This is a genomic window from Rhodoferax sp. TS-BS-61-7 (assembly GCF_002943465.1).
Lineage (GTDB): Bacteria > Pseudomonadota > Gammaproteobacteria > Burkholderiales > Burkholderiaceae_C > Allorhodoferax.
The window spans coordinates 612073-637495 of the sequence record NZ_PTQY01000001.1 but is presented as its reverse complement, the minus strand read 5'-3'; the positions used below and the strand labels follow the sequence as shown (position 1 = coordinate 637495).

Genomic DNA, 25423 nt, shown 5'->3' with positions numbered 1-25423 from the left:
GCGCGGTTTTTTTTTCGTCTGCACATTCGCTCAGCGCGCTTGTTTGAGCGCGTTCAGGGCGTCTTCCAGTCGTTTGAATTCGCTCAGCATCGCCGGTTGGGCGGTGTAGAAAATGACCAGCTTGCCACCAAACGTCTTGGTGTAGAACCGTGGGGCAATCAGCCATTCCAGGCCGGGTATGCGAATCACTTTGGCGTAGGCTAGGTTGTGCAATTCCACCCGCTTGCTCCACATCCAGCTTTGTTCCACCGCTGTGCTGGAGAGGCGGGTGGTGCCGGTCACCACAAACCAGACCGTGTAGGCCATCAGGGCCCAGGGCGCCCATATCCAGAACACGGTGTTCTGCGCTGTCAAGGGGCCTGTACCCATTTGCATTTTCCAGGCCCAGGCACTGGCCAACACCATCAGAATCAGGGCAATGCCCTTGAACACCGGGCTGTAGGCGGGGGCGACCATGTCGCCCCCTTGGGGGGCAAACTGCAGGGTGGCAGGGGTGGTGGTGCGCTGGCCGGCGTCGTCCGTGGGGGTATCACTCATGGGCGTAAAGGTTCCATAAAAAAAGCCCCATCCGAGGACGGGGCTGGTGGGCCGGGTTGGCCAGAGGGCGTTTATTTCTTGAACAGCTCGTCGATTTTTTTCTGCTCGTCATCGGCGGCTTTTTCTGCCGCTTTGTCGGCGGCAGCTTCGTCCACCGGTTCGCCTTCTTTGGGCATGGGCAGTTCGCCGGGCTTGAGTTCCATGCCGGGGGCGGGCTCCTCAACGGGCATTTCAATGACCACCTTGTCCACGTCCACGTCGATCTTTTCGTCCAGGAACATGGTGACCGATTGCGGTACGAAGATCACGATGACCACCAGGATGATTTGCATGATCACCCAGGGAATGGCGCCCAGGTAGATGTCGTTGGACAGCACCGGACGGGGAATGCGTTTGTCCTTGAACAGCGTGTCGGCAATGCCGCGCAGGTAGAACAGTGCAAAACCAAACGGCGGGTGCATGAAGCTGGTCTGCAGGTTCACACACAACAACACACCGAACCAGATCAGGTCGATGCCCATCTTGTCGGCCACGGGTGCCAGCATGGGCACGATGATGAAGGCGATCTCGAAAAAGTCCAGGAAGAACGCGAGGAAGAACACAAACACGTTCACCACGATCAGGAAACCGGTTTGGCCGCCTGGCAGGCCGGTGAGCAGGTGTTCGACCCACTTGGCGCCGTCCACCCCCTGGAACACCTGGCTGAACACCCGTGAACCGATCAGAATGAACACCACCATGGCGGTCAGGCGCATGGTGCCGGCCATGGCTTCCCAGATCAGGGCCTTGCTCAGGCGTTTGGACATGGCGGCCAGGATCATGGCGCCGACCACACCCATGGCACCGGCTTCGGTGGGGGTGGCAATGGCGTGGTTCTGGAACGGCAGGCCGCCCATGGAGCCCAGCACGGTAAAGATCAGGATGGCCGAGGGCACGATGCCGCGCAGGCATTTTTTCCAGAGCGCCCAGCCGTTCAGGGTGCGCTCCGACACGGGGATGCCGGGCAGGTAGTTGGGTTTAACGCGGGTGAGCAGGAAGGTGTAGAGCGCAAACATGCCGACTTGCATGAGCGATGGGCCCCAGGCACCCTTGTACATGTCACCCACGGGGCGGCCCAGTTGGTCCGCCAGCACCACCAGCACCAGCGACGGCGGCACCAGCTGCGTGATGGTGCCCGAGGCGGCCAGCACGCCGGTGGCGTAACGCATGTTGTAGTTGTATTTCATCATCACGGGCAGTGAGATGAGGGCCATGGCGATCACCTGACCCGCCACGGTGCCGGTGATGGCACCCAGGATGAAGCCCACGATGATGACCGAGTAGCCCACACCACCGCGCATGGGGCCAAACAGCTGGCCCATGGAGTCCAGCATGTCTTCAGCCAGGCCACACTTTTCCAGAATGGTGCCCATGAAAGTGAAGAACGGAATCGCCAGCAGCAATTCGTTGTTCAGGATGGAGAAGATGGAGATGGGCAGGTTGCCCATGAAGGCGGCGGGGAACCAGCCCATCTCGATGGCGTAGAAGCCACTGGCAAGCCCCAGGGCCGCCAGCGAGAAGGCAACCGGGAAGCCGATCAACATGATGATGACCAGCCCCGCAAACATGATGGGTGGGAAGTGTTCCATTTGCATATCTAGTTCCTGAATCTCAAAACGGGGGCGTGCCTACAAGGCAAGGGCGCAGCAGCTGAAGCGGGCGATCAGCGCATCATTGCAAAGGCTTTTCGTAGTGCGTGTCCATCTGGTACTTGCCTTGCAAGTAGGCGACACGTTTGATGATTTCGGCCAGGCCTTGCAGTACCACCAGGCCAAAGCCCAGGGGCATGGCCAAAACGGCGGGCCAGCGGATCAGGCCACCAGCGTTTTGCGACATTTCGCCGGAGGTCCAGGAGTTCACAAAGTAACCCCAGGACAGGACCATCAGCAGGGTGATGACCGGCAGCAGAAACACCACCAGACCAAACAGGTCGACATAGACCGGCTTGTTGCCCTTGATCTTGCCGTAGATCAGGTCGACCCGGACGTGTTCATTGAGCTTGAGCACTAGCGGCGCACCCACCATCACCATGTAGGCGAAGAGGTACCACTGGATTTCGATGAAGGAGTTGGAGCTCCAGTCAAATCCGTAACGCACAAAAGCATTGGCGGCACTGATCAGTGCTGCGAATAACACGGTCCAGGATGCGAGCGTGCCGAATTTTTCGCTGACCCAGTCCATGCCGAGTGCGAGTTTCAAAAGGATTGCCACGGGAAGTCTCCAATCTTTAATAGCGATGGACACGGGCGGGGAGAGCCCCGCTGCATCAATAGGGGAATAGTGCCTTAAATCCCCTGTAGAAAACCTGACGCGGCGGCTTGGTGTTTACCCTTAAATCTGTTGCGTGTGCGGCGTTGGCGCTGCGCTGGTTCAGGCCATCCAGTGCTGCTGTGCCAGGTAGGTCAGTGCGCCCGCAATGTAGCCCAGCAAGGCCAGGCCGCTGATCTTGCGGACGTACCAGAGAAAGTCGATTTTCTCCAACCCCATAGCGGCCACACCTGCTGCAGATCCGATGATCAGGATGGAGCCACCCGTGCCTGCGCAGTAGGCCAAAAACTCCCACAAAAAGCTATCGGTGGGGTACTGCGCCAGGCTGTACATGCCCATGCTGGCTGCCACCAGGGGTACGTTGTCCACCACCGCACTGACCAGGCCAATCAGCAGCACGATCAGGTCTTGCCGCCCCACGGTGGTGTCCAGCCAGTGGGCAATGGAGGACAGCACATGGGCATGCTCCAGCACCGCGACACTGAGCAAAATGCCGATGAAAAATACGATGGAGCTCATGTCGATACGCGTGAGCGCACGGGCCAGCGTCAGGCGTTGTTTGCGCAAGTCTTCTTCTTTGCGGTGCACCAGGTCGCCTACCAGCCACAGCAGGCCCAGGCCCAGCAGAATGCCCATGAAAGGGGGCAGGTGGGTCACGGTCTTGAACACCGGCACCAGCACCAGAATGGCCAGACCCATGAAGAACATCAAGTTGCGCTCGAAGGCGCTGGTTTCGAACGGAATGTCGTCTGCGTGTTGCTGGGGGGCGATCACCGGACGCTGGCCCAGCCAGGCGCTGGTGACCGCTAGGGGCACCAGCAGATTGACCAGCGAAGGGAGGAACAGGCCTTTCATGATTTCTGTGGCGGTGATTTGTCCGCCTATCCAGAGCATGGTGGTGGTGACGTCCCCGATCGGGGTCCAGGCGCCACCTGCGTTGGCGGCGATGACGATGATGCCGGCGAAGAACAGGCGGTCCTCACGGCGGTCCAGCAGTTTCTTCATCAGGGACACCATGACGATGGTGGTGGTCAGGTTGTCCAGGATGGAGCTCAGGAAGAAAGACACACCACCGACCAGCCACATGAGCTTGGACAGGCGTGTGGTGCGGATGCGCGAGGTGATGACTTCGAAGCCATTGTGCGCATCGACCACCTCGACGATGGCCATGGCACCCATCAGGAAGAACACGATCTGGGCGGTGCCCATCAGCGATTCGCCCAGCTGTGCATTCAGGGCTTGCGGGTTGTCCTGGCCCAGGGCATACAGCGTCCACATCAGCCCGGCACCCAACAAGGCGGTGGCGGACTTGTTGACTTTGAGCGGGTGCTCCAGCGCAATCGCGAGGTAGGCAAGAACGAACACCAGGATCAGGGCAGTCAGCATCGGAGGGGCTTTCAAGGTTCGGCGGTGGCGGTTAGCGCACCGGGGTGGCAGTGTAATGGCTGTGTCACACCGACGTCATGCGTACCAGCGAGCATTTCATGCCATAGGAGGGCGGTATGGCATGGCTTGCGCGTTTGCGGATTCGATCCCGTTTACTGGTGTTGTTGGTGTTCTCTGTGTTGGCCCTGGCCGCGGTGGGCGGCTTTGCGGCGTGGACCATAGACCGCGAGGCCACGCGTGCCACCGACTTCATCGATTCGGAGTTTGAGTCGCTGCAGGTGCTGGGTGCGGTGCGCACGCACATGGGTGATGCGCGCCGCTTTGAGAAGGATGTGTTGCTGACCATGGGCGACGAGGTGGCCACCGAACGCTTCAGCCTGTTGTGGAGCCAGTCGCTGGCGGCCACGCAGCAGTCGCTGGCGCAGGTCCAAACGCTGGCGCAGGCGGTGGAGGCCGCAGCCTTGGGGGAGATGGCGCGGCGCCTGCGTGTGTATGAGGCGGGGTTCAAGGACATATTGGGCAAGCTGGCGCGGGGGGAGTTGCACGACCCGTGGGCAGCCAACGCGGCCATGGCGCCCCTGGCCGCAGACATGCAGGCCACGGAGCAGGCGTTGGCGGCGGTGTCCCAGGCCATTGCCACGCGCGCCAGTGAGCGTCGTGCCGGCCTGGCCCGCACGGGCGGCCAAGCCCCCTGGGTGGTGCTGGCGGCCACTGCGGCGGTGGCGGCGCTGGCCACGCTGCTGGTGCTGGCGATTGTGCGGTCCATCGTGCGCCCCATGCAGGTTCTGCAGGCCACTGCCAAGGCCTGGGGCCAGGGGGATTTGACGGCCACCGTGCAGGCGCAGGGCCGAGACGAAATTGCGCAGGTGCAGCAGGACCTGGGGCGCATGCACACGGCACTGAGCCAACTGGTCTGGCAGGTGCGCACCGGTGTAGAGGTGGTGGGGGACAACACCGCCGAGATTGCCATGGCCAATGGCGAGTTGTCCGAACGCACCGAGCGGGCCGCAGCGGCGCTGCAGCGCACGGTGGCGTCGATTGAGCAGCTGTCGCTGGCGGCGCGCCACACGGCCGATTCGGCCACCCAGGCGGTGGGTTCGGCCGATGCGGCCCAGCAAGTGGCGCAGCGGGGTGGCGCGGTGGTGAACCAGGTGGTGCACACCATGCAGGACATCAACAACGCCTCCCGCAAGATCGCCGACATCATTGCGGTGATTGACGGCATCGCTTTTCAGACCAATATCCTGGCGCTGAATGCGGCGGTGGAAGCGGCCCGTGCGGGCGAGCAGGGGCGGGGGTTTGCGGTGGTGGCCAGCGAGGTGCGTTCACTGGCCGGGCGTTCGGCCCAGGCGGCGCGCGAGATCAAAGCCATCATCCATGCCTCGGTCGAAAAAATTGACCAGGGCTCGGCGCTGGCGGCCCAGGCTGGTCAGACCATGCGTGAGATGGTGGCAGGGGTGGGGCAGGTGGTGGGCGTGATTGAGAGCATCCGCGCTGCTGCACATGAGCAACTGCAAGGCATTGGCGCTATCAACACTGCCATGGGAGGCATTGACCAGGCCACGCAACAAAACGCGGCCATGGTGGAGGAGTCGGCAGCCGGTGCCATGAGCCTGGCCCAAGAGACCCAGCAGTTACGCGCCGCGGTGCGGGTGTTTCAGCTGGATACGCAGCCGCTGACTTTGATGCCAAATAGGCCTCTAGCCCTTATGAATTAAGCGCGAGCAGCTATCAAATAAGTAGCGGATCGCAGGCCGGCCACGGTCAGCAACAAGGAGCCCATCAGGTGCAATGCTGCGGTGCCCAGCGCCAGGGCGTAGCGCTGCTGGCCCAGCATGGCTACCACTTCGGCCGAGAAGCTGGAGAAAGTGGTCAGCGCACCAAGAAAACCGGTGACCAGGGCCAGGCGCCAGACTGGGTCCAGCTGCGGCAGGGCCTGGAACACCGCCACACACACGCCCACCAGGTAACCCCCCAGCAGGTTGGCCGCCAGCGTGCCCCAGGGCAGCACGGTGCCCGCCGTGGCCACCGGGTTGAGCCACAGGCCCAACTGCCAGCGGGCCAGCGCGCCTACACACGCGCCCAGGCAAATGGCCAGCACCTGAGGTATCACGGCGAGGTGCCTTTGGTGTTGAACGGTGCGCCATTGACGGTCAGGCCTTCGGCGGACAGTTTGCTGGCCGCAGGCCCTTTGATGCCTTTGACGCGGGCCATGAAGTCTGCCCAGTCTTTGAAGGGGCCGGCCTCACGCGCCTGCAATATGCGCCCGGTGCTGCTGGGGCCCAGACCCTTGACGCTGTCGAGTTGCGCTTCGGTGGCGCTGTTGACGTCGAGTGCCCAGGCCGAGGCGCTGATCAAGACACTGAAGGCACACACGGCAAGCTGGCGTGGGATCGACATAAGCACTCCTGGGGTAGGGGAGGGAATCAGGCTTTGCGCTGGGCCAGCCACTGCACGTACTGGGCCACACCGGTTTGCACATCCACAAACGCATGGTCACAACCGGTGGCGCGCAGCGCAGACAGATCGGCCTGGGTGTAACACTGGTACTTGCCGCGCAGCGCATCGGGGAAGGGGATGTACTCCACCAAGCCCTGGGCTGCAATGTCGCTCAATGGCAGCGCCGTTTCGCCTCGGATGGCGCGCATGGCGTTGACCACCGAGCTGGCAACGTCGTTAAAGGGCTGGGCGCGGCCGGAGCCGAGGTTGAAGATGCCGCTTTGGCCAGGGTTGTCAAAGAACCAGAGGTTCACGGCCACCACATCGTCGATGAAGACGAAGTCGCGCATCTGGCCGCCTTGCGGGTAGCCGCCGTATTCGCCAAACAGCTTGACCTTGCCCTCGGCATTGAACTGGTGGTACTGGTGGAAAGCCACGCTGGCCATGCGCCCCTTGTGCTGCTCGCGCGGGCCATACACGTTGAAGTAGCGAAAGCCCACCACCTGCATGGTCTTGCCGGCCTTGGTGCGCTGGAAGTCGTTGCCACACTCACGGCGCATGCGCTGGTCAAACAGCAGCTTGGAGTAGCCGTAGACATTGAGCGGCGCCTCGAATGCAGGGTCTTCGCGGAAGGTGTCGGAGCCGCCGTAGGTGGCCGCGCTGGACGCGTACAGCAGGCGTGCGCCACGCTTCTGGCAGGCCTGGAACAGGTGCCAGGACAGCGTGTAGTTGTTCGCCATCATGTACTTGCCGTCCTGCTCCATGGTGTCGCTGCAGGCACCTTCGTGGAACACGGCTTCCACCTGGCCATAGTGGCCCGATGCAAACTCGTCGTAGAAGGTGTCTGCGTCCACATAGTCGGCGATCTGCAGGTCGGCCAGGTTGCGAAATTTGTCGCCCTGCTTGAGGTCGTCTACCGCAATGATGTCGGTCAGGCCGCGTGCGTTGAGCCCGGCAATGATATTGCTGCCAATAAAACCGGCTGCGCCGGTGACCACGATGCGTGTCATGCAAAAAGCTCCTCGTAAGACACCGTGGCGGTGCCGAATTTACCTACCACCAGACCACCGGCGCGGTTGGCCAGAGGCACCGCGTCACGCAGGCTCAGGCCCGCGCCCACCAGGGTGGCCATGGTGGCAATCACCGTATCGCCGGCACCGGTCACGTCAAACACTTCGCGCGCCTGAGCGCTCACATGCAGTTGGCCCGCGGCGTCAAACAGGGTCATCCCCTCTTCGCTGCGGGTCAGCAGCACGGCATCGAGTTTGAGCTGTTCACGCAGGTTATGCACCTTGGTGCGCAGGTCGTCCTCGCTGCTCCAGCCGCCAATCACCTGTTGCAGCTCGGCCCGGTTGGGGGTGATCACGCTGGCGTTCTGGTAGCGCGAGTAGTCGCTGCCTTTGGGGTCAATCAGGATGGGTTTGCCGGCGGCGCGCGCACGCGCAATCATGTCGCTCACGTGGGCCAAGCCGCCCTTGCCGTAGTCGGAGAACAGCACCGCATCGTGCTCGGGCAGCAGCTGTGCAAACGTGGCGGTTTGTGTGGCCAGGATCTCGCTCTTGGGTGTGTTTTCAAAGTCCAGGCGAATCAGCTGCTGCTGGCGGCCAATGACGCGGAGCTTGACCGTGGTTTTGAGGTCGGCATCGCGGCCAAAGTGGGTGCGGATGCCGGTGGTGGCCACCAGCGCTTCGAGTTTGTGGCTGGCCTCGTCGTCGCCCACCACGGTGAGCAGTGATGCCTGAGCCCCCAGCGTGGCCGCGTTGAAGGCCACGTTGGCGGCACCGCCGCAACGCTCTTCTTCGCGCGTGATGCGCACCACCGGCACCGGCGCCTCGGGGCTGATGCGGTCCACCGCACCGTACCAGTAGCGGTCCAGCATCACATCACCCACGACCAACACGCGGGCTTTTGACAGAGTCAGTTTGGAAATCGTCATGGTCTTGTTATAGCGATTCAGAGTTCTTCTACACGGCGTGCGGGGTAGCTGTCCCAGGCTTGGCAGCCAGGGCATTGCCAGAAGTGCACTTTGGCTTCGAAGCCGCAGGCGGCGCAGCGGTACCGTGTGAGGGGTTTGACGGCGTTGTCCAATGCGCGCTGCACATGGGGGTGGAAGGCTTCATGCTCCAGCTTTTCGCCGGCAATCCACTTGGCGGCAGCCACCAACGAGGGTTCGGTCTCCAGATGGCGGGCGTACCACTCACGCGCTGTGGGTGTAGTGTGGGTACTGGCGGCTTCCAGCGCCACGATCGCGTCCAGCACGTCCAGCGAGTGCCCATGGGCATAGACTTTTTTCAGCAAGTCCAAGGCTTTGGGCTCTTGCCCTGCTGCAATCGCCTGCTGCGCAAGCAGCGGTGCAATCAAGCCAACGGCAGTGGGGGCTGCGTGCATGGCGTCCGTCAGTGTGGTGCAGGCCTGGGCTGCGTGGCCTGCCTTGCTTTGCAGCTGGGCCAGGTCCATGCGCGGGCGCGGGGCCTCCGGGGCGGTGGCGATGGCCTCATTGAGCAGCACGTTGGCTTCCTCGGTGTGGCCCGCAGTGGCCAGGGTTGCCGCTTGTTCGCACAGGTAGTGGGCCAGGCGCCCCTTAAAACTACCCTGGCCGCTGGATTCGAGCTTCTGCGCCACCAGCGCCGCATGTTCCCAGTCACGCGAGCGTTCGTAATTGGCCAGTAGGGCCAAGCGGGCCTGGGCTTCAAAACGGGTACCTTCGAGCTTGAGCAGGGCGTCTTCTGCGCGGTCGAGCAGGCCGGCCTTGAGGTAGTCCAGTGCCAGCGCGTGTTGGGCCCGGTGGCGGTCGTCTTCGCTCAGGTCACCACGCGAGAGCAGGTGCTCATGCACACGCACCGCACGTTCGTACTCGCCACGGCGGCGAAACAGGTTGCCCAGCGCGAAGTGCAACTCCGAGGTGTCGGGGTCGTTCTGCACCGCTTCGATGAAGGCATCAATCGCCTGGTCTTGCTGCTCGTTGAGCAGGAAATTCAGGCCCTTGAAATAGGCCTTGGGAGCCTGGCGGTTTTCCATGCGCAGCTGGCGCAGGTCCATGCGCGAGGCTAACCACCCCAGCACAAAGGCCACGGGCAGGCCCATGAGGATCAGGGTGATATCAAAGTCCATGCGGTGGCGGTGTTGGGGTTTTGTCGGCTTCTGCGGCTACGGTGGCCAGTGCGGTGGCGGCTTGGTTGCGGGCCTGCTTGGCAGCGCGGCGATGGCGCCACCAACGCGGCACCATGCCCAGTACGCCAATGGCTACACCGGCGGCAAAGGTGATCAGCACCACCAGCACCATGGGCGCGGTCCAGCGTGTGCCAAAGAAAAACTGCACGGTGACATCGCCCTGGTTGTTCAGGGCAAAAGCGAACAGGGTAAAAAAAATGGCCGCTTTAAGTAGCCACTTAAAGAGCCATACGAGCTGTTTCATTCATCTCCTCGGTGCCCGGAGATTCTACTCAGGGATTGGTCTTGGATTCCAGCTCGGCAGTGCGTTGGTCCACGGCTTCGCGCAGGGCTTTGCCGGGCTTGAAGTGAGGCACGCGTTTTTCGGGAATCGCCACACTCTCTCCACTGCGCGGATTGCGGCCCATGCGGGGCGGGCGGCGGTTGATGGAGAAGCTGCCAAAACCACGGATTTCAATGCGGTGTCCCCGGACCAGGGCGTCGTTCATGGCGTCCAGAATGGCCTTCACGGCGAACTCGGCGTCGCGGTGGGTCAGTTGGCGGAAACGGTTGGCCAGTTCTTCAACAAGGTCGGAGCGGGTCATGGGTGTCTAGGCTAGGGAGAAGAAAAAACGACCGGCACCCCAAGGGAGCCGGTCGTTCGTTCAGGTCAGCAACATATCAGATGTTGTGTGGGACAGACCTTTGGCTCTGTCCCCAACTGATTAGGAGTTGTTGTCCAGTTTGGCACGCAACAAAGCGCCCAGGCTGGTCGTGCCGGCGTTTTCGCGGGCAGACTGCTGGCTCAGGGATTGCATGGCTTCGTTTTGGTCAGCCATGTCTTTCGCCTTGATGGACAACTGGATGTTGCGGGTCTTGCGATCCACGTTCACCACCACAGCCGTCACTTCGTCGCCTTCTTTCAGCACGTTGCGCGCATCTTCCACGCGGTCACGGCTGATTTCGGAAGCGCGCAGGTAACCCAGGATGTCTTCGCCCAGGTCGATTTCAGCACCCTTGGCGTCCACAGTCTTGACCTTGCCGGTCACGATCTGGCCCTTGTCGTTAACCGACACGAAGGTGGTGAAAGGATCGGAATCCAACTGCTTGATACCCAGGGAGATGCGCTCGCGGTCCACGTCCACAGCCAAGACCAAAGCCTCAACTTCTTGACCCTTCTTGAACTCGCGCACGGCGGTTTCGCCAGACTCGTTCCAAGACAGGTCGGACAGGTGCACCAGGCCGTCGATACCGGCAGCCAGACCCACAAACACGCCGAAGTCGGTGATGGACTTGATGGGGCCCTTCACGCGGTCACCGCGCTTGGTGTTCTGAGCAAATTCTTGCCATGGGTTGGCCTTGCACTGCTTCATGCCCAGGGAGATGCGACGCTTGTCTTCGTCGATTTCCAGAACCATGACTTCGACTTCGTCACCCAGGGCAACGATCTTCGAAGGTGCAACGTTCTTGTTGGTCCAGTCCATTTCGGACACGTGGACCAGACCTTCGATTCCGGGTTCCAGTTCCACAAACGCGCCGTAATCGGCGATGTTGGTGATCTTGCCGAACATGCGGGTACCTTGGGGGTAACGGCGGTTCACGCCCATCCAAGGATCGTCGCCCATTTGCTTCAGACCCAGAGACACGCGGTTCTTTTCGGTGTCGAACTTCAGGATCTTGGCAGTGATCTCTTGACCAGCAGTCACCACTTCGGAAGGGTGACGGACGCGGCGCCATGCCATGTCGGTGATGTGCAGCAGGCCGTCGATACCGCCCAAGTCCACGAACGCACCGTATTCGGTAATGTTCTTGACCACGCCTTGCACCACAGAACCTTCTTTGAGGGTGTGCATCAGCTTGGCGCGCTCTTCGCCCATAGAGGCTTCGACCACGGCACGGCGAGACAACACGACGTTGTTGCGCTTGCGGTCCAGCTTGATAACCTTGAATTCCAGGGTCTTGTTTTCGTAGGGAGACAGGTCCTTGGTAGGACGTGTGTCGACCAGCGAACCGGGCAGGAAAGCGCGGATGCCGTTGACCAGAACGGTCAGACCGCCCTTGACCTTGCCGGAGGTGGTGCCGGTTACGAATTCGCCAGATTCCAGGGCCTTTTCCAGGCTCATCCAGGAAGCCAGACGCTTGGCCTTGTCGCGGGACAGGATGGTGTCGCCATAGCCGTTTTCCACGGAGTCAATGGCCACGGACACGAAGTCGCCCACTTGGACTTCGATTTCGCCCTTGTCGCTCTTGAATTCTTCGATTGGCACGTAGGCTTCGGACTTGAGGCCAGCGTTGACAACGACGAAGCTGTGCTCGATGCGGACGACTTCAGCGGTGATGACTTCACCGGTGCGCATTTCCGAGCGTTGTAGCGATTCTTCAAATAGGGCTGCGAAAGATTCAGACATGAGTGTTGCGGTTTGCACCGCGGGGTTAAGTTATTGAACCCCACAGCCGGTGCGCAGACGCGCGAGAGGAGCTATGGGGACCACACAAAGGCACAAGCCTTTGTTTTCTACCAACTGCCTGGTTAGCCGGGGCTAAAAAGGCTGCTTGCTTTGCCACCAGGCCAACACCGTTTCAACAGACGATTCGACTGTCAAATCCGAGTTGTCCAGCAACTGGGCATCTTCTGCAGGCTTCAAGGGGGCGACGGTGCGGGACGAGTCCCGGGCGTCGCGCGCCTCCAGGTCGGCACGAAGACTGTCGATTGTAGTTTGAATTCCCTTTGAAATCAACTGCTTATAGCGCCGCTCGGCCCGGCAGGCGGCGCTGGCGGTCAGGTAGACCTTGAGCGGGGCGTCTGGAAAGATCACCGTACCCATGTCGCGACCGTCGGCGACCAGCCCCGGTAGCTTGCGAAAACCGCGCTGCAGGTCGATCAAAGCAGCCCGTACGGCGGGGAAAGCCGATACCTTGGAGGCGTTCATGCCAGCCTCTTCGGTGCGGATGGCTTCGCTCACGTCCTCGTTGGCCAGCCAGATGTGGCTGCCTTCGAAATGGATGGGCAGGCTGCGCAGCAGGGTTACGATGGCCTGTTCGTTGGCCACGTCCAGCGTGATGCCGGCGCGCGTTGCGGCCAGCCCGGTGATGCGGTAGAGCGAGCCCGAGTCCAGGAAGTGGTAACCCAGCTTTTCGGCCAGCACCGCGGCCAGTGTGCCTTTGCCCGAAGCGGTGGGGCCATCTACGCAGACCACAGGAATGGCGGCGGTGTGGGCCGTGGCGACCGAAAACAGCGCCTCAAAGTAATCGGGAAAGGTTTTGGCCACGCATTTGGGGTCTTCAATGCGGATGGGCAGGCTTGCCGGGTTGAACGCGGCCAGCGAGAAACACATGGCAACGCGGTGGTCATCGTAGGTGTGGATACTGCCGGTGGTCCATGCTTCTATGGAAGCGGGCGGCGTCACGCGGATGAAATCCGCGCCTTCGACCACGGTAGCCCCCAGCTTGCGCAGCTCGGTGGCCATGGCGACGATGCGGTCGGTTTCCTTGACACGCCAGCTGGCGATGTTGCGCAGCGTGGTGGTGCCGTCGGCATAGAGGGCCATCACGGCCAGGGTCATGGCGGCATCGGGGATGTGGTTGCAATCCAGGTCGATGGCCTTCAGGGGCCAGGCGCCGCGCTGGATCTGCAGCCAGTTCGGGCCACTTTCGATCTGGGCACCCATGGCCTGGGCGGCCTCCATGAAGCGGATGTCGCCTTGGATGGAGTCCGCACCTACCCCTTGAATTTTGATGCCATTTTTGCCACTAGAGCCCGTAGATATTGCGCCAAGCGCTATGAAATAGCTAGCACTGGAAGCGTCGGCCTCGACGTGAATGTCACCGGGCGACTGCAGTTGGCAGCCTGCGGGAATGGTGAAACGTTGCCAGCCGTCGCGCTGCACCTGCACGCCAAAGCGCGCCAGCAGGTTGAGCGTGATCTCGATGTAGGGGCGAGAGATGAGTTCGCCAACCACTTCGATCACGATGTCTTTGGTGGCTACCAGCGGCAGCGCCATCAACAAGGCGGTGAGGAACTGGCTGGACACATCACCGCGCACCTGAATGGGTGCGTCGAGTTTGAGCGCCGGACGACCCAAGCGCAGTGGCGGGTAACCGTCATTGCCCAGGTAGTCAATGATGCAACCCAGCTGGCGCAGTGCATCCACCAAATCACCAATGGGGCGTTCGTGCATGCGCGGCACGCCGCTGAGTTCGAAATCACCGCCCAACACGGCCAGTGCGGCGGTCAACGGGCGCATGGCGGTGCCGGCGTTGCCCAGGAACAGTTTGGCCGAGGCGTTGGGCAACTGACCGCCCAGGCCGGTGATGCGCACGATGGCGCCGGATTCTTCCACGCCGCAGCCCAGCGTGCGCAGTGCTACCAGCATGACGCGGGTGTCGTCGGAGTCCAGCAGGTCGTGGATGGTGGTGGTGCCCGCGCTCATGGCGGCGAGCAGCAGCACGCGGTTGGAAATGCTTTTGGAGCCGGGGAGTGTGACAGTACCCGCCGCATGGGCGAGGGGGGGGAGGTCCAGGAAGGCGGTGGAGAACATTATTTATTGTGTTTGGACGCCATGGTCCAGTTGGCGCGGGTGTTGCTGGCCTGCTCGATCAGGCCTTCGAGCGCATCGCCATTGCCGCTGGAGATCATCAGTTCCATGGCCTGCAGGGTGCGCTGGAACACCTTGCTTTGCTCCAGCAGTTCTTCGCGGTTGGAGACCATGATGTCGCGCCAGATCTTGGGGTCACCCGCCGCGATACGCGTGAAATCACGAAAACCGGGGCCGGCCAGCGAGAGGTAGTCTTTGCCTTGGGGTTGGCTGGAAATCGCGTTCATGAGCGCAAACGCAATCAGGTGCGGCAGGTGGCTCACGGCGGCAAAGGCGGCATCGTGTTGCTCGGGCGACATTTTCAGCACGCGGCAGCCCAGCGCAGTCCACACGTCCACGGCCTTTTGCAGCTGGGTGGTCAGGGTGCGTTCAATCGGGGTCAGGATGATTTGTTTGCCGGCGTACAGGTCGGCATCGGCATGTTCTACGCCCGACAGCTCTTTGCCTGCAATCGGGTGGGCGGGCACAAACGAACCGATGTGCTCGCGCAGGCCACGGCGGCCCGCGTCGATCACGTCGCGTTTGGTGGAGCCCACGTCCATGATCAGCATGCTGGGGGTGACCAGGTGTTTGATGGCCTTGAAGGTGGCCTCGGTGGCAGACACCGGCACGGCGATCAGCACGATGTCGGCGCCGGAGACGGCCAGCAGCGCCGACGGTGCCTCGATGTCGATCACTCCCATTTGGCGCGCGCGCTCGGTGGTGGAGGGCGACTTGCTGTAGCCCACCACGCGTTTGACCAGGCCAGCCCGTTTGAGGGCCAGGGCAAACGAGCCGCCCATCAAGCCACATCCAATCAAGCCAAGCTGTTCAAACATAAAGGGTCCTGCAGGTGTGCATCAGTCGGCCAGCGGGTAGGTTCCCAGCACCTTGTAGAAGGCGCACAGGCTGGACAAGTCTTTCAGGGCCGCCGCCACAGGGGGCTGGGACGGGTGGCCTTGCAAGTCGATGTAGAAATAGTATTCCCATTGGCCGGAACGTGCGGGCCGGGATTCAAAACGTGTCATGGACACGCCGTGGCGTTTGAGCGGCACCAGCATGTCATGTACCGCGCCGGGTTTGTTGGGTACGGACACCACCAGGCTGGTGCAGTCTTTGCCCGACGCCTCGGGCGCGGGCAGCACGCTGGGCAGGCAGACGACGACAAAACGGGTGCGGTTGAAGGCCTCGTCCTGGATGGCGTGCGACGCAATGTGCAGGCCAAATTCGGAACCCGCGCGTTCGCTGGCGATGCCGGCCCAGGCCGGATTCGTTGCAGCCAGGCGCGCGCCTTCGGCGTTGCTGGAGACCGCTCGGCGCTCGGCGTTCGGCAGGTGGGTGCTGAGCCACTGCTGGCACTGGGCCAGCGCCTGTGGATGGGCCAGCACGACCTCAATGCCGTCCAGCGACGCAGTCGTGCGCAGCAGATGGTGGCGCACCAGCAGGCTGATTTCGCCCACGATGTGCAGCGGGGAGTTGAGCAGCAGGTCCAACGAGCGGGTGACCACACCCTCAGTGCTGTTCTCCACGGGGATCACACCAAACTCGGCCGAGCCGGCGGTGGCGGCGTGGAACACTTCGTCAAAGTTGGCGCAGGGCACGTGGGTGATGCTGGAGCCGAAGAAACGCACCGAGGCTTCCTCGCTGAAGGTGCCTTTGGGGCCCAGGTATGCCACACGCTGCGGCGCTTCCAACGAGCGGCAGGCCGACATGATTTCGCGCCAGATGACGGCCACGCTTTCATTCTTCAAGGCGCCCTGGTTGGCCTGCTGCAGGTTCTGGATCACCTGGGCTTCGCGGTCGGGGCGGAAGACGGCCGAGCCGTCCAGTTTTTTGACTTCGCCGACCTCGTTGGCCAGGGCCGCGCGGCGGGAGAGCAGGGTCAGCAGCTCCTGGTCGACGGCGTCGATCAGGACTCGGAGTTCGGGGAGGGTGCGTGCCATGGTGGGTGTTTTAGCCGTGGGTGCGTTCAAACTCTTGCATGTACTGCACCAGTGTTTGCACACCTTCGATGGGCATGGCGTTGTAAATACTGGCGCGCATGCCGCCGACCGACTTGTGGCCTTTGAGCTGCAGCAGTCCGGCGGCTTTGGCCCCGACCAGGAAGGCGTCGTTGAGCGATTCGTTGCGCAGGAAGAAGGGCACGTTCATGCGCGAGCGGGCGCCGCGGGCGACTCCGTTCATATAAAAACCGGTGGCATCAATCGCGCCGTATAGCAGTTCGGCCTTGGCGATGTTGCGCGCTTCCATGGCAGCAATGCCGCCCTGGCGCTTGAGCCACTGGAACACCAGACCCGCCATGTAAATAGCGTAGGTGGGCGGTGTGTTGTACATGGATCCGTTGTCGGCCACCGTTTGGTAGTTGAAGGCACTGGGGCAGACCGGCAAGGCATGGCCTAGCAGGTCTTCACGCACCACCACGAGGGTGAGGCCGGCAGGGCCCAGGTTCTTTTGGGCGCCGCCAAAGGCCAAGCCCACCTTGCTCCAGTCCACCGGGCGCGAGGCCACGTGGGACGAGAAGTCGATCACCAGCTCCGCCTTGGAGCCCAGGGCTTTGAGGTCTGGCAGGGCCTGGAACTCCACGCCGTTGATGGTTTCGTTGGTGCACAGGTGCACGTAGCTGGCATCTGTGCTCAGGTGCCAGCCGCTGACAGGCGGAATGGCCGTGAAGCCTCCGTCTTTGCCTGACACTGCGGTGCGGGCTTGGCTGTACTTGCCCGCTTCCTTGAGCGACTTCTCGCTCCAGCTGCCGGTCACCACAAAGTCCGTCACACCCGGCTGTCCCGACTGAGCCCGCAGGGCGCTGAGGTTCAGCGGCACGATGGCGTTTTCAGCCAATCCGCCGCCCTGCATGAACAGGATCTTGAACTGCGCGGGCACTTCCAGCAGTTCCCGCAGGCTGGCCTCTGCGGCCTCGTAAATGCTCTGGAACTCCTTGCCGCGGTGGCTCATCTCCATCACACCCATGCCACAGCGCTGGCCATTGGCGTCGGGCCAGTCCAACATCTCGTCGGCAGCTTGCGCCAGCACTTCCGCTGGCATGGCGGCCGGACCGGCCGAGAAGTTGTAGGGACGTTGCATTCGCAGGTTTATGGGTTAAATAGGGCTCTAGCCCCCGTTAAATATGCGCCAGCAGCTATCAATTCAGGAGCGTTTCGCTGTGCTTACGCGCCTTCGGCCTCGTCGCCTGCATCCTCGCCCGACTCTGCGTCGGCCGGGTTGGCGTCGTTTTCCACAATGCGTTGCAGGCCACTGAGCTTGGAGCCTTCGTCCAGTCCAATCAGCGTCACACCTTGCGTGGCACGGCCGAGCTCGCGGATCTCGCTAACACGGGTGCGCACCAACACGCCCTTGTCGGTGATCAGCATGATTTCGTCGTCCACATGCACCAGCGTGGCGGCAACCACTTTGCCGTTGCGCTCGGACTGCTGGATCGCAATCATGCCCTTGGTGCCACGGCCGTGGCGGGTGTATTCGGTGATGCTGGTGCGTTTGCCGTAGCCGTTTTCAGTCGCGGTCAGCACGCTTTGCTGTTCGTCTTCGGCGACCAGCATGGCAATCACGCTTTGGCCCACGTCCAGCGACATGCCGCGCACACCGCGAGCATTGCGGCCCAGCGGACGCACATCGTCTTCGTCAAAGCGCACAGCCTTGCCGCCGTCGCTGAACAGCATCACGTCGTGTTTGCCGTCGGTCAGTGCGGCGCCAATCAGGTAGTCGCCCTCGTCCAGGTTCACGGCAATGATGCCGCCCTTGCGCGGGTTGCTGAATTCGTCCAGCGCAGTCTTCTTGACCGTGCCCATGCTGGTGGCCATGAACACATACTGGTCGGCCGGGAAGGTGCGTTTTTCACCGGTTAGTGCGAGCACCACGGTGATTTTTTCGCCCTCTTGCAAGGGGAACATGTTGACGATAGGGCGGCCGCGCGAACCGCGCGAGCCCTGCGGCACTTCCCAGACCTTGAGCCAGTACAGCCGGCCGCGGTTGGAGAAGCACAGGATGTAGTCGTGGGTGTTGGCCACAAACAGCTGGTCGACCCAATCGTCTTCTTTGGTGGCGGTGGCCTGTTTGCCACGGCCGCCGCGCTTCTGGGCGCGGTATTCGCCCAGCGGTTGGCTCTTGATGTAGCCGCTGTGGCTCATGGTCACCACCATGTCGGTGGGGGTGATCAGGTCTTCGGTGGACAGGTCAAAAGAGGAGTGTTCGACCAACGAGCGGCGTGCGCCCAGCTTGCTTTGGCCGAATTCCTGTTTCACATGGCCCAGCTCTTCACCAATGATGGTGGAGACACGTTCGGGCTTGGCCAGAATGTCCAGCAAGTCTTCGATCTCGCCCATCACCTCTTTGTATTCGGCAACCACCTTGTCTTGTTCCAGGCCGGTCAGGCGTTGCAGGCGCATCTGCAGAATTTCCTGCGCTTGTGTGTCGCTCAGGCGGTACAGGCCGTCCTTGCCCATGCCAAATTCTTTTTCCAGGCCATCGGGGCGGTAGTCGTCTGCATTTACCACACCGCCGTCAGCGCGGGTGCGCGTGAGCATCTCGCGCACCAGTTTGCTGTCCCAAGGGCGGTTCATCAGTTCCAGCTTGGCCACGGGTGGCGTGGGCGATTCGCGGATGATACGAATGAACTCATCGATGTTGGCCATGGCCACGGCCAAACCTTCCAACACATGGCCGCGTTCACGGGCCTTGCGCAGGTTGAAGACCGTGCGGCGTGTCACCACTTCACGGCGGTGCTGCAGGAAGACCTCGATCAGGTCCTTCAGGTTGCACAGCTTGGGCTGGCCATTCACCAGCGCCACCATGTTGATGCCGAAGGTGTCCTGCAACTGCGTCTGCTTGTACAGATTGTTCAGCACCACCTCAGGCACTTCGCCGCGCTTGAGTTCGATCACCAGGCGCATGCCGGACTTGTCGGACTCGTCCTGGATGTGGCTGATGCCTTCGATTTTCTTCTCGTGCACCAGTTCGGCCATGCGTTCCTGCAGCGTCTTTTTATTGACCTGGTAGGGCAGCTCGTCGACGATGATGGCCTGGCGTTGGCCTTTGTCGATGTCTTCAAAATGGCACTTGGCGCGCATCACCACGCGGCCGCGGCCGGTGCGGTAACCGTCCTTGACGCCATTGATGCCGTAAATAATGCCGGCGGTAGGGAAGTCGGGCGCCGGGATGATTTCCATCAATTCGTCGATGGAAGCACCTGGGTTTTTCAGCAAATGCAAGCAAGCATCCACCACTTCGTTCAGGTTGTGCGGCGGGATGTTGGTCGCCATACCCACGGCAATACCCCCCGAGCCGTTGACCAGCAAGTTGGGGATACGGGTGGGCAGCACCAGCGGTTCTTTTTCGGAGCCGTCATAGTTGGGCCCGAAGTCCACGGTTTCCTTGTCCAGATCGGCCAGCAGTTCGTGGGCCATTTTGGACAGGCGGATTTCGGTATACCGCATCGCCGCCGCGTTGTCGCCGTCCACAGAGCCGAAGTTGCCCTGGCCGTCCACCAGCATATGGCGCATCGAAAAGTCTTGCGCCATACGCACGATGGTGTCGTAGACCGACTGGTCACCGTGGGGGTGGTATTTACCAATGACGTCACCCACGATACGGGCGGATTTTTTGTAGGCGCGGTTCCAGTCGTTGTTGAGCTCGTGCATCGCAAACAGCACACGGCGGTGCACCGGCTTCAAGCCGTCCCGCGCATCGGGGAGGGCGCGGCCCACGATCACGCTCATGGCGTAATCGAGGTAGCTCCGACGCATTTCCTCTTCAAGACTGATGGGCAGGGTTTCTTTGGCGAACTGGGTCATGGATAGACTGTGGACGGTGTCATGGACAGCTCTCGATTCTACGGCCGCCTTGCTGTGGCATCAGAGCAACAAACACGGGCTCCCTGCCGATGGAGTTACATGCGTGATACAGATGTTTCAAAAGCGGCCCTGCGCTATGGCACAATAGTGCGAACGTCTTTGGTGCACAAGGCCTAGGGCGTCACACAATTAGTCGCAGCCATGCTGCAGTTTGTCCCGATAAAGGAAGGTCTCATGAAACAATTGAACAAAGTAGCAATCCTGATCGCTACCGCCGCTTTGGCGACTGCCGCTGGTGCCCAAGAAATCCACAACTGGCGCAGTGCTGCTGGTGATGTCTGGAAGAACGCTTCCGGCCAATGCTGGCGTGATGCTAGCTGGACTCCTGCCACTGCAGCCGCTGGTTGCGATGGCGCTTTGGCTGCTGCTCCTGCCGCTCCCGCTGCTGCACCAGCTCCTGCTGCTGCCAAGCCCGCAGCTGCTGCTCCCGCCGCCGCTGCACCAGCCGCTGCTGCAGCTGCCAGCAAAGTCACTTACGCTGCCGACGCTTTCTTTGACTTTGACAAGTCTGTGTTGAAGCCTGAAGGTAAAGCCAAGCTGGACGATCTGGTCAGCAAAGTCAAGGGTATCAACCTGGAAGTGATCATTGCAGTGGGTCACACTGACTCCACCGGTGATGATGCGTACAACCAAAAGCTGTCTGTGGCACGTTCCGAAGCTGTGAAAGCTTATTTGGTGTCCAAGGGCATTGAAAAGAACCGTGTTTACACTGAAGGCAAGGGCGAAAAGCAACCCGTTGCTGACAACAAGACCAAAGAAGGCAAGGCTAAAAACCGCCGCGTGGAAATCGAAGTGGTTGGCACTCGCGCCAAATAATTCGACCATCCCCATGGTTTCTGAAAAAACCCGCTTCGGCGGGTTTTTTCTTGTCTATGCCACCATCGCACTATGAACCCCACCTTGAATGCCGATCCGGCCGAATTGGCCAAATTTTCTGAACTGGCCCACCGTTGGTGGGATCTGGAAAGTGAGTTTCGCCCACTGCACCAGATCAATCCTTTACGTCTGGATTGGATTCAGTCGTTTGCACTACTACAGGGCAAAACGGCGCTGGATGTTGGATGTGGCGGAGGCATTCTGGCGGACTCCATGGCCCGCAAAGGTGCATTGGTTACCGGTATTGATTTGTCCTCCAAGGCTTTGCGTGTGGCTCAGCTGCACGCGCTGGAGGCACAAACCCCCAATGTTGGTTATCAAGAGATCAGTGCGGAGGCCTTGGCTGCCGAGCAGCCTGCGGCTTATGATGTAGTGACTTGTATGGAAATGCTGGAGCATGTGCCAGATCCAGCCTCCGTCGTGCAAGCCTGTTCCACTTTGGTGAAGCCGGGTGGTTGGGTGTTCTTCTCGACGTTGAATCGAAACTCGATGGCGTTTCTTCAAGCCATCGTGGGTGCCGAATATTTGCTCGGTTTGTTGCCGCGTGGAACACATGAGTACGCCAAGATGATCCGTCCCAGTGAGCTGGCCTTGTTTTGTCGGCGTGCGGGCCTGGATCTGCAAAGCAGCTGTGGCCTGGGTTACAACCCGCTGACCCGTCGTTATGCCATGAGTAGCAACACCCAGGTCAATTACTTGGTTGCGACCCGTAAACCGCTGGTGACCACCTGATGCCTACATTTTCCAACGTATGTGCCGTGCTGTTTGATCTGGATGGCACGTTGATCGACAGTGCGCCCGATCTGGGCGCCGCTGCCGACAAGATGCGGGTAGACCGTGGGTTGCCCTCCCTGCCGTCTGCGCTTTACCGCCCTATGGCGGGTGCCGGCGCGCGTGGAATGTTGCAAGTGGCGTTTGGCATGTCACCACAACACCCTGATTTTGAGACGATGCGGGAAGAGTTTTTTGTCAATTACGAGCGCTGCATGACGCACAGCACCTATGCGTTTGAGGGCGTTCCGGCCTTGTTACACGCCTTGGAACAGCGCCAACTTCCTTGGGGCGTGGTGACCAATAAGTCCCAACGTTTTACCAATCCGCTGACCCAATCCATACCCTTGTTTGCCAGTGCGGGCGCCATCGTGAGTGGAGACACAACCCCCCACGCCAAGCCGCATCCCGCCCCGCTGCTGGAAGCGGCCAGGCGCTTGGGGGTAGACCCGCAGGCCTGCATCTACGTCGGGGATGACGAGCGCGACATCGTGGCGGGGCGTGCCGCTGGCATGCGCACCGTTGCCGCGACCTACGGTTACCTCGGCAGCCACCTCGACACCGCAGCGTGGCAGGCGGACGCCGAAATTAAATCTCCCCTGGCCCTCTTGCAATTGCTGCCTGGCACCTAAAATAGATGCTGAGGGGCTGCACTGGTTTCGACGTGGATTCGGACGCGCAGCAGGGCATGTCGAGCTGAATGCGCTCGTAAAACAGATTCAAACAAACTAACTGCAAACGACGAACGTTTCGCACTCGCTGCTTAATTGCACGTGAGGCTCACAACAGCAAGCCGATAGGCTGGGCAAGGGTGGCGCAAGCCATCCAGGCTGTGGGCTAATTTCATTCGGCTGGGCCTGCCTTGGGTAACTTAGGGTGGGTCGAGACAATAGGTTGCTGGCGTCTTGCATAGCGTGCCACTGCGCGATGCAAGGAGCGAGATCCAAACCAGATGGCTACACATGTAGAACTGTTCGAAGAAGGTTTGCGGACGGGGGTTCAAATCCCCCCAGCTCCACCATACTGAAGTCCAAAGGCGTTTGCTGAAGTTCGGCAAACGCCTTTTTTCTTTTATAAATCAATGTCTTACGTATATCTTGCTTCCGCATTCATCCAGTGCGGTGTGCGAACATCCGACCCAAGTTGGGGGAACAAACGGGGGAACAGAGTGGGGGTAGACTCCGAATATTGAGTTTGTTCCCCCGTTACCCTGGAGGATGTTCCCCATGCTGACCGATGTCGAATGCAAAAATGCAAGTTGTCCCCAAGACAAGAAGCGGGTACGCCTCGCCTGCTCAGGCGGTCTTTACTTGGAAGTTGGCCCCAACGGCTCGAAACGCTGGTTTTGGAAGTACCGCAAAGACGGCAAGGAGGGGCGCATGGCCCTCGGGAGCTATCCCGATGTGGGCCCCAAAGATGCTCGGAAAGCCCGAGATCAGGCAAAGACCCAGAAGTCTGACGGCGTCGATCCAGTAGCAGCTCGCAAGGTCGAAAAACTAAAGACAGCGATACCAGTTGGCACCACGTTCAGGGCAGTCGCAGCGGAGTGGTATGCGAAGCAAGCACCGCAATGGAGTCCAACTCACGCCACCCGATCATTGCGCCAGCTTGAACGCGACCTATACCCGTGGATCGGTGAACGTCAAATGGAGGAAATCCATCCCTTGGAATTATTGGCTGTGCTGAAAAAGGTGGAGGAGCGGGGCGCCTTAGAAACAGCAGATCGCGTCTTGATGCTATGCCGCCAAGTGTGGGACTACTGGCTACCCACAGCGAATGCTTCGCAGCGCAACATCACAGAGGGTTTGAAGAAGCGCCTCACGCCCTATCACAGCAAGTCTTTTGCCGCTATCGTAGAGCCCGCACCATTTGGAGAGCTGCTGCGGGCCATGTTTGCATACAAAGGCGGCATAGTGGTACGCACTGCGTTGCAGATCGCTCCACTTGTTTATCAGCGGCCCGGAAACTTGCGAGAAATGGAATGGACTGAGCTCGACCTAGACGCAGCCTTGTGGACCATTCCAAGTGCCAAGATGAAACGTACCAAGGCAGAGAAAGAAAACGGCGAACCCCACGTCGTACCGCTTCCGGCGCAAGCGGTTGCCTTGTTGCAAGACCTGCATCCGGTCACTGGCCATGGCCGATATGTTTTTCCCGGCGAACGTAGCCATGACCGACCCATCAGTGACAACTCTGTGCGCAGTGCACTCTATGCCCTAGGCTACGGCAAAGCACAAACTTGGCATGGGTTCCGTGCAAGCGCACGGACAATGATGGTCGATCAGCTCAACCTTGACCCGCTGGCTATCGAAGCCAATCTTGCCCACGCGGTGAAAGATTCAAATGGCCGAAGCTACAACCGCACCCAGTACCTGGCCCAGCGTTTCAAGCAAATCCAGATTTGGGCAGACTACCTAGACCAATTGCGTTCAGGCGCCGACGTCATTCCTTTTCCCGGCAGAAGCGCCGCAAAGCAGTTTGCCCAAACATCGCCGTGAGGAGGCTTGTGCATGCCTGCATGAAACCAAAACAGTGAAGGCAATGTGGACAAATCAAAAAAAGCCAATGTTTACGAGGACTTGGTCCACTAGCAGTAGTGGGGGCGAATTGGGGACACACTGAAAGCAAAGTGAGTGCATTTTGTTTTCATTCCAACATATACTAAAGTCTGGTTCCGCGGAAGCCAGCGATCCCCATTCGCAAAGTCCTCACCGTAGTCAAATTCATTGATGTCGAAATTTTCTTAGCCACATTCATGGCTCACTGGTGTTGGGGATCCACCAATTGAGTCGTTGTGCTGGAGAAAATTGATGACTCATCCTGAAGTCACCCAAGAGGTGCTAGATCTATTTCGCAGATTGGCGAGAGAGACATCGCGCAAGGACAATTCAAAAAGCTATACCCAGTGGCTTGATCATTTCTGCCACGCATATGGATTCACTTTCGCATCGGCAAAACAATACTTAGAAGACAAAGTTTGGGACGAAAAATTCCAGGGTGTACGTGTATGGGGATCTCCCCCGAGTCAAAAGAACTATAAACAGGCCTTTCCAGAAACGGATCGCACAGAAGTCGCTTGGCCTAATTGCTTGAACGGAAGTGCATTGTTTTCCGTCAGCGAAAGCTCTTTCCGCGCATCGCGATCCGGCCCTGTATTCAACTTAGATCAAGCTGAGATCTCATACGAAGGCGAGGAACTTCGAGTCGAGCAGGACCAGACATTGCTGATGGGGTTGATCACCATTTCACGGGATAAACCTTGCGGAATCACTTTTGAATTCACATTGAAGATGTTGGAGCAAGAAATTGGCTACCCGATACCACCGTCCAGAGTTAAAAAAACTGACAAAGAAATCGAGCGATCTCTTTGGCGGCTGGCCAACTGCCGACTGACCATGCCCGCATTCGGATTTGACGGACCATTCTTGTCTTATGTGGATGTGAGTGAGTCACCACAACACTACAAGTGCGCCTTCAACCCATCTTTTCTGTGCCTTTACTACTCGTGAATGGCAGTCA

23 protein-coding genes and 1 other RNA gene are annotated in these 25423 nt (G+C 60.3%); 7 read left to right on the top strand and 17 right to left on the bottom strand.

What is annotated here, in order from left to right; all coding sequences use genetic code 11:
- Positions 1-30 precede the first annotated feature (30 nt).
- The 4 genes from C5F53_RS03025 to nhaD form a co-directional block, all read right to left on the bottom strand.
- Complete coding sequence (locus C5F53_RS03025; RefSeq protein WP_105259831.1) at positions 31-537, bottom strand: hypothetical protein; 507 nt, start codon at positions 535-537, stop codon at positions 31-33.
- Between the two features lie 71 nt (positions 538-608).
- Positions 609-2171, bottom strand: coding sequence for a TRAP transporter large permease subunit (locus C5F53_RS03020; RefSeq protein WP_105259830.1), 1563 nt, complete (start codon positions 2169-2171; stop codon positions 609-611).
- A 76-nt stretch (positions 2172-2247) separates the two neighbouring features.
- Positions 2248-2787 (bottom strand): TRAP transporter small permease subunit, encoded by a 540-nt coding sequence (locus C5F53_RS03015; RefSeq protein WP_105259829.1) that lies wholly within the window; start codon positions 2785-2787, stop codon positions 2248-2250.
- Between the two features lie 159 nt (positions 2788-2946).
- Positions 2947-4230, bottom strand: a complete 1284-nt coding sequence (gene nhaD, locus C5F53_RS03010; RefSeq protein WP_105259828.1) for a sodium:proton antiporter NhaD — start codon at positions 4228-4230, stop codon at positions 2947-2949.
- 116 nt (positions 4231-4346) lie between these two features.
- Here nhaD and C5F53_RS03005 point away from each other — a divergent pair, with 116 nt between their 5' ends.
- A complete protein-coding gene (locus C5F53_RS03005; protein ID WP_105259827.1) occupies positions 4347-5948 on the top strand; it encodes a methyl-accepting chemotaxis protein in 1602 nt (533 codons plus the stop codon).
- Here the strand turns inward: C5F53_RS03005 and crcB are convergent.
- From crcB to gyrA, 13 genes are all read right to left on the bottom strand, one after another.
- Complete coding sequence (crcB, locus tag C5F53_RS03000) at positions 5945-6340, bottom strand: fluoride efflux transporter CrcB (protein WP_105260380.1); 396 nt, start codon at positions 6338-6340, stop codon at positions 5945-5947. The genes C5F53_RS03005 and crcB overlap by 4 nt on opposite strands.
- On the bottom strand, positions 6340-6630 hold the full coding sequence (locus tag C5F53_RS02995) for a helix-hairpin-helix domain-containing protein (RefSeq protein WP_105259826.1): 291 nt from the start codon (positions 6628-6630) through the stop codon (positions 6340-6342). The genes crcB and C5F53_RS02995 overlap by 1 nt, the downstream gene beginning before the upstream one ends.
- Before the next feature lie 26 nt (positions 6631-6656).
- The gene (rfaD, locus tag C5F53_RS02990) at positions 6657-7679 is read right to left on the bottom strand and encodes an ADP-glyceromanno-heptose 6-epimerase (RefSeq protein ID WP_105259825.1); all 1023 of its coding nucleotides are present in this window, start codon (positions 7677-7679) and stop codon (positions 6657-6659) included.
- Positions 7676-8605, bottom strand: a complete 930-nt coding sequence (gene rfaE1, locus C5F53_RS02985; RefSeq protein ID WP_105259824.1) for a D-glycero-beta-D-manno-heptose-7-phosphate kinase — start codon at positions 8603-8605, stop codon at positions 7676-7678. Before rfaE1 ends, rfaD begins: the two co-directional genes overlap by 4 nt.
- A gap of 17 nt (positions 8606-8622) precedes the next feature.
- Positions 8623-9780, bottom strand: coding sequence for a lipopolysaccharide assembly protein LapB (gene lapB / locus C5F53_RS02980; protein WP_105259823.1), 1158 nt, complete (start codon positions 9778-9780; stop codon positions 8623-8625).
- Positions 9770-10084 (bottom strand): lipopolysaccharide assembly LapA domain-containing protein, encoded by a 315-nt coding sequence (locus tag C5F53_RS02975; RefSeq protein WP_105259822.1) that lies wholly within the window; start codon positions 10082-10084, stop codon positions 9770-9772. The genes lapB and C5F53_RS02975 overlap by 11 nt, the downstream gene beginning before the upstream one ends.
- 28 nt (positions 10085-10112) lie before the next feature.
- Positions 10113-10424 (bottom strand): integration host factor subunit beta, encoded by a 312-nt coding sequence (locus tag C5F53_RS02970; RefSeq protein WP_105259821.1) that lies wholly within the window; start codon positions 10422-10424, stop codon positions 10113-10115.
- Positions 10425-10544: 120 nt separating this feature from the next.
- The gene (rpsA, locus tag C5F53_RS02965; protein WP_105259820.1) at positions 10545-12227 is read right to left on the bottom strand and encodes a 30S ribosomal protein S1; all 1683 of its coding nucleotides are present in this window, start codon (positions 12225-12227) and stop codon (positions 10545-10547) included.
- Positions 12228-12359: 132 nt separating this feature from the next.
- Positions 12360-14357: a bifunctional 3-phosphoshikimate 1-carboxyvinyltransferase/cytidylate kinase gene (locus C5F53_RS02960; protein WP_105259819.1), complete on the bottom strand. Its 1998-nt coding sequence runs from the start codon at positions 14355-14357 to the stop codon at positions 12360-12362.
- On the bottom strand, positions 14357-15232 hold the full coding sequence (locus C5F53_RS02955; protein ID WP_105259818.1) for a prephenate dehydrogenase/arogenate dehydrogenase family protein: 876 nt from the start codon (positions 15230-15232) through the stop codon (positions 14357-14359). Before C5F53_RS02955 ends, C5F53_RS02960 begins: the two co-directional genes overlap by 1 nt.
- Positions 15233-15253: 21 nt before the next feature.
- Positions 15254-16336, bottom strand: a complete 1083-nt coding sequence (pheA, locus tag C5F53_RS02950) for a prephenate dehydratase (protein WP_105259817.1) — start codon at positions 16334-16336, stop codon at positions 15254-15256.
- Between the two features lie 10 nt (positions 16337-16346).
- The gene (gene serC / locus C5F53_RS02945; protein ID WP_105259816.1) at positions 16347-17474 is read right to left on the bottom strand and encodes a 3-phosphoserine/phosphohydroxythreonine transaminase; all 1128 of its coding nucleotides are present in this window, start codon (positions 17472-17474) and stop codon (positions 16347-16349) included.
- Positions 17475-17557: 83 nt separating this feature from the next.
- Positions 17558-20197: a DNA gyrase subunit A gene (gyrA, locus tag C5F53_RS02940; protein WP_105259815.1), complete on the bottom strand. Its 2640-nt coding sequence runs from the start codon at positions 20195-20197 to the stop codon at positions 17558-17560.
- Positions 20198-20431: 234 nt separating this feature from the next.
- Here gyrA and ompA point away from each other — a divergent pair, with 234 nt between their 5' ends.
- The 6 genes from ompA to C5F53_RS20040 all read left to right on the top strand — a co-directional run bounded on the left by ompA (position 20432) and on the right by C5F53_RS20040 (position 25413).
- Complete coding sequence (gene ompA / locus C5F53_RS02935; RefSeq protein ID WP_105259814.1) at positions 20432-21073, top strand: outer membrane protein OmpA; 642 nt, start codon at positions 20432-20434, stop codon at positions 21071-21073.
- A gap of 72 nt (positions 21074-21145) precedes the next feature.
- Positions 21146-21865 (top strand): bifunctional 2-polyprenyl-6-hydroxyphenol methylase/3-demethylubiquinol 3-O-methyltransferase UbiG, encoded by a 720-nt coding sequence (gene ubiG / locus C5F53_RS02930; protein WP_105259813.1) that lies wholly within the window; start codon positions 21146-21148, stop codon positions 21863-21865.
- Positions 21865-22536, top strand: coding sequence for an HAD family hydrolase (locus tag C5F53_RS02925; protein WP_105259812.1), 672 nt, complete (start codon positions 21865-21867; stop codon positions 22534-22536). The genes ubiG and C5F53_RS02925 overlap by 1 nt, the downstream gene beginning before the upstream one ends.
- 12 nt (positions 22537-22548) lie before the next feature.
- Positions 22549-22925, top strand: a transfer-messenger RNA (tmRNA) gene (ssrA, locus tag C5F53_RS02920).
- Positions 22926-23130: 205 nt separating this feature from the next.
- Positions 23131-24402 carry an integrase arm-type DNA-binding domain-containing protein gene (locus C5F53_RS02915; protein ID WP_105260379.1) on the top strand — a complete coding sequence of 424 codons (1272 nt, stop codon included), beginning with the start codon at positions 23131-23133 and terminating at the stop codon, positions 24400-24402.
- Positions 24403-24714: 312 nt separating this feature from the next.
- Positions 24715-25413 (top strand): hypothetical protein, encoded by a 699-nt coding sequence (locus tag C5F53_RS20040; RefSeq protein ID WP_146097278.1) that lies wholly within the window; start codon positions 24715-24717, stop codon positions 25411-25413.
- The last annotated feature ends 10 nt before the right edge of the window (positions 25414-25423 follow it).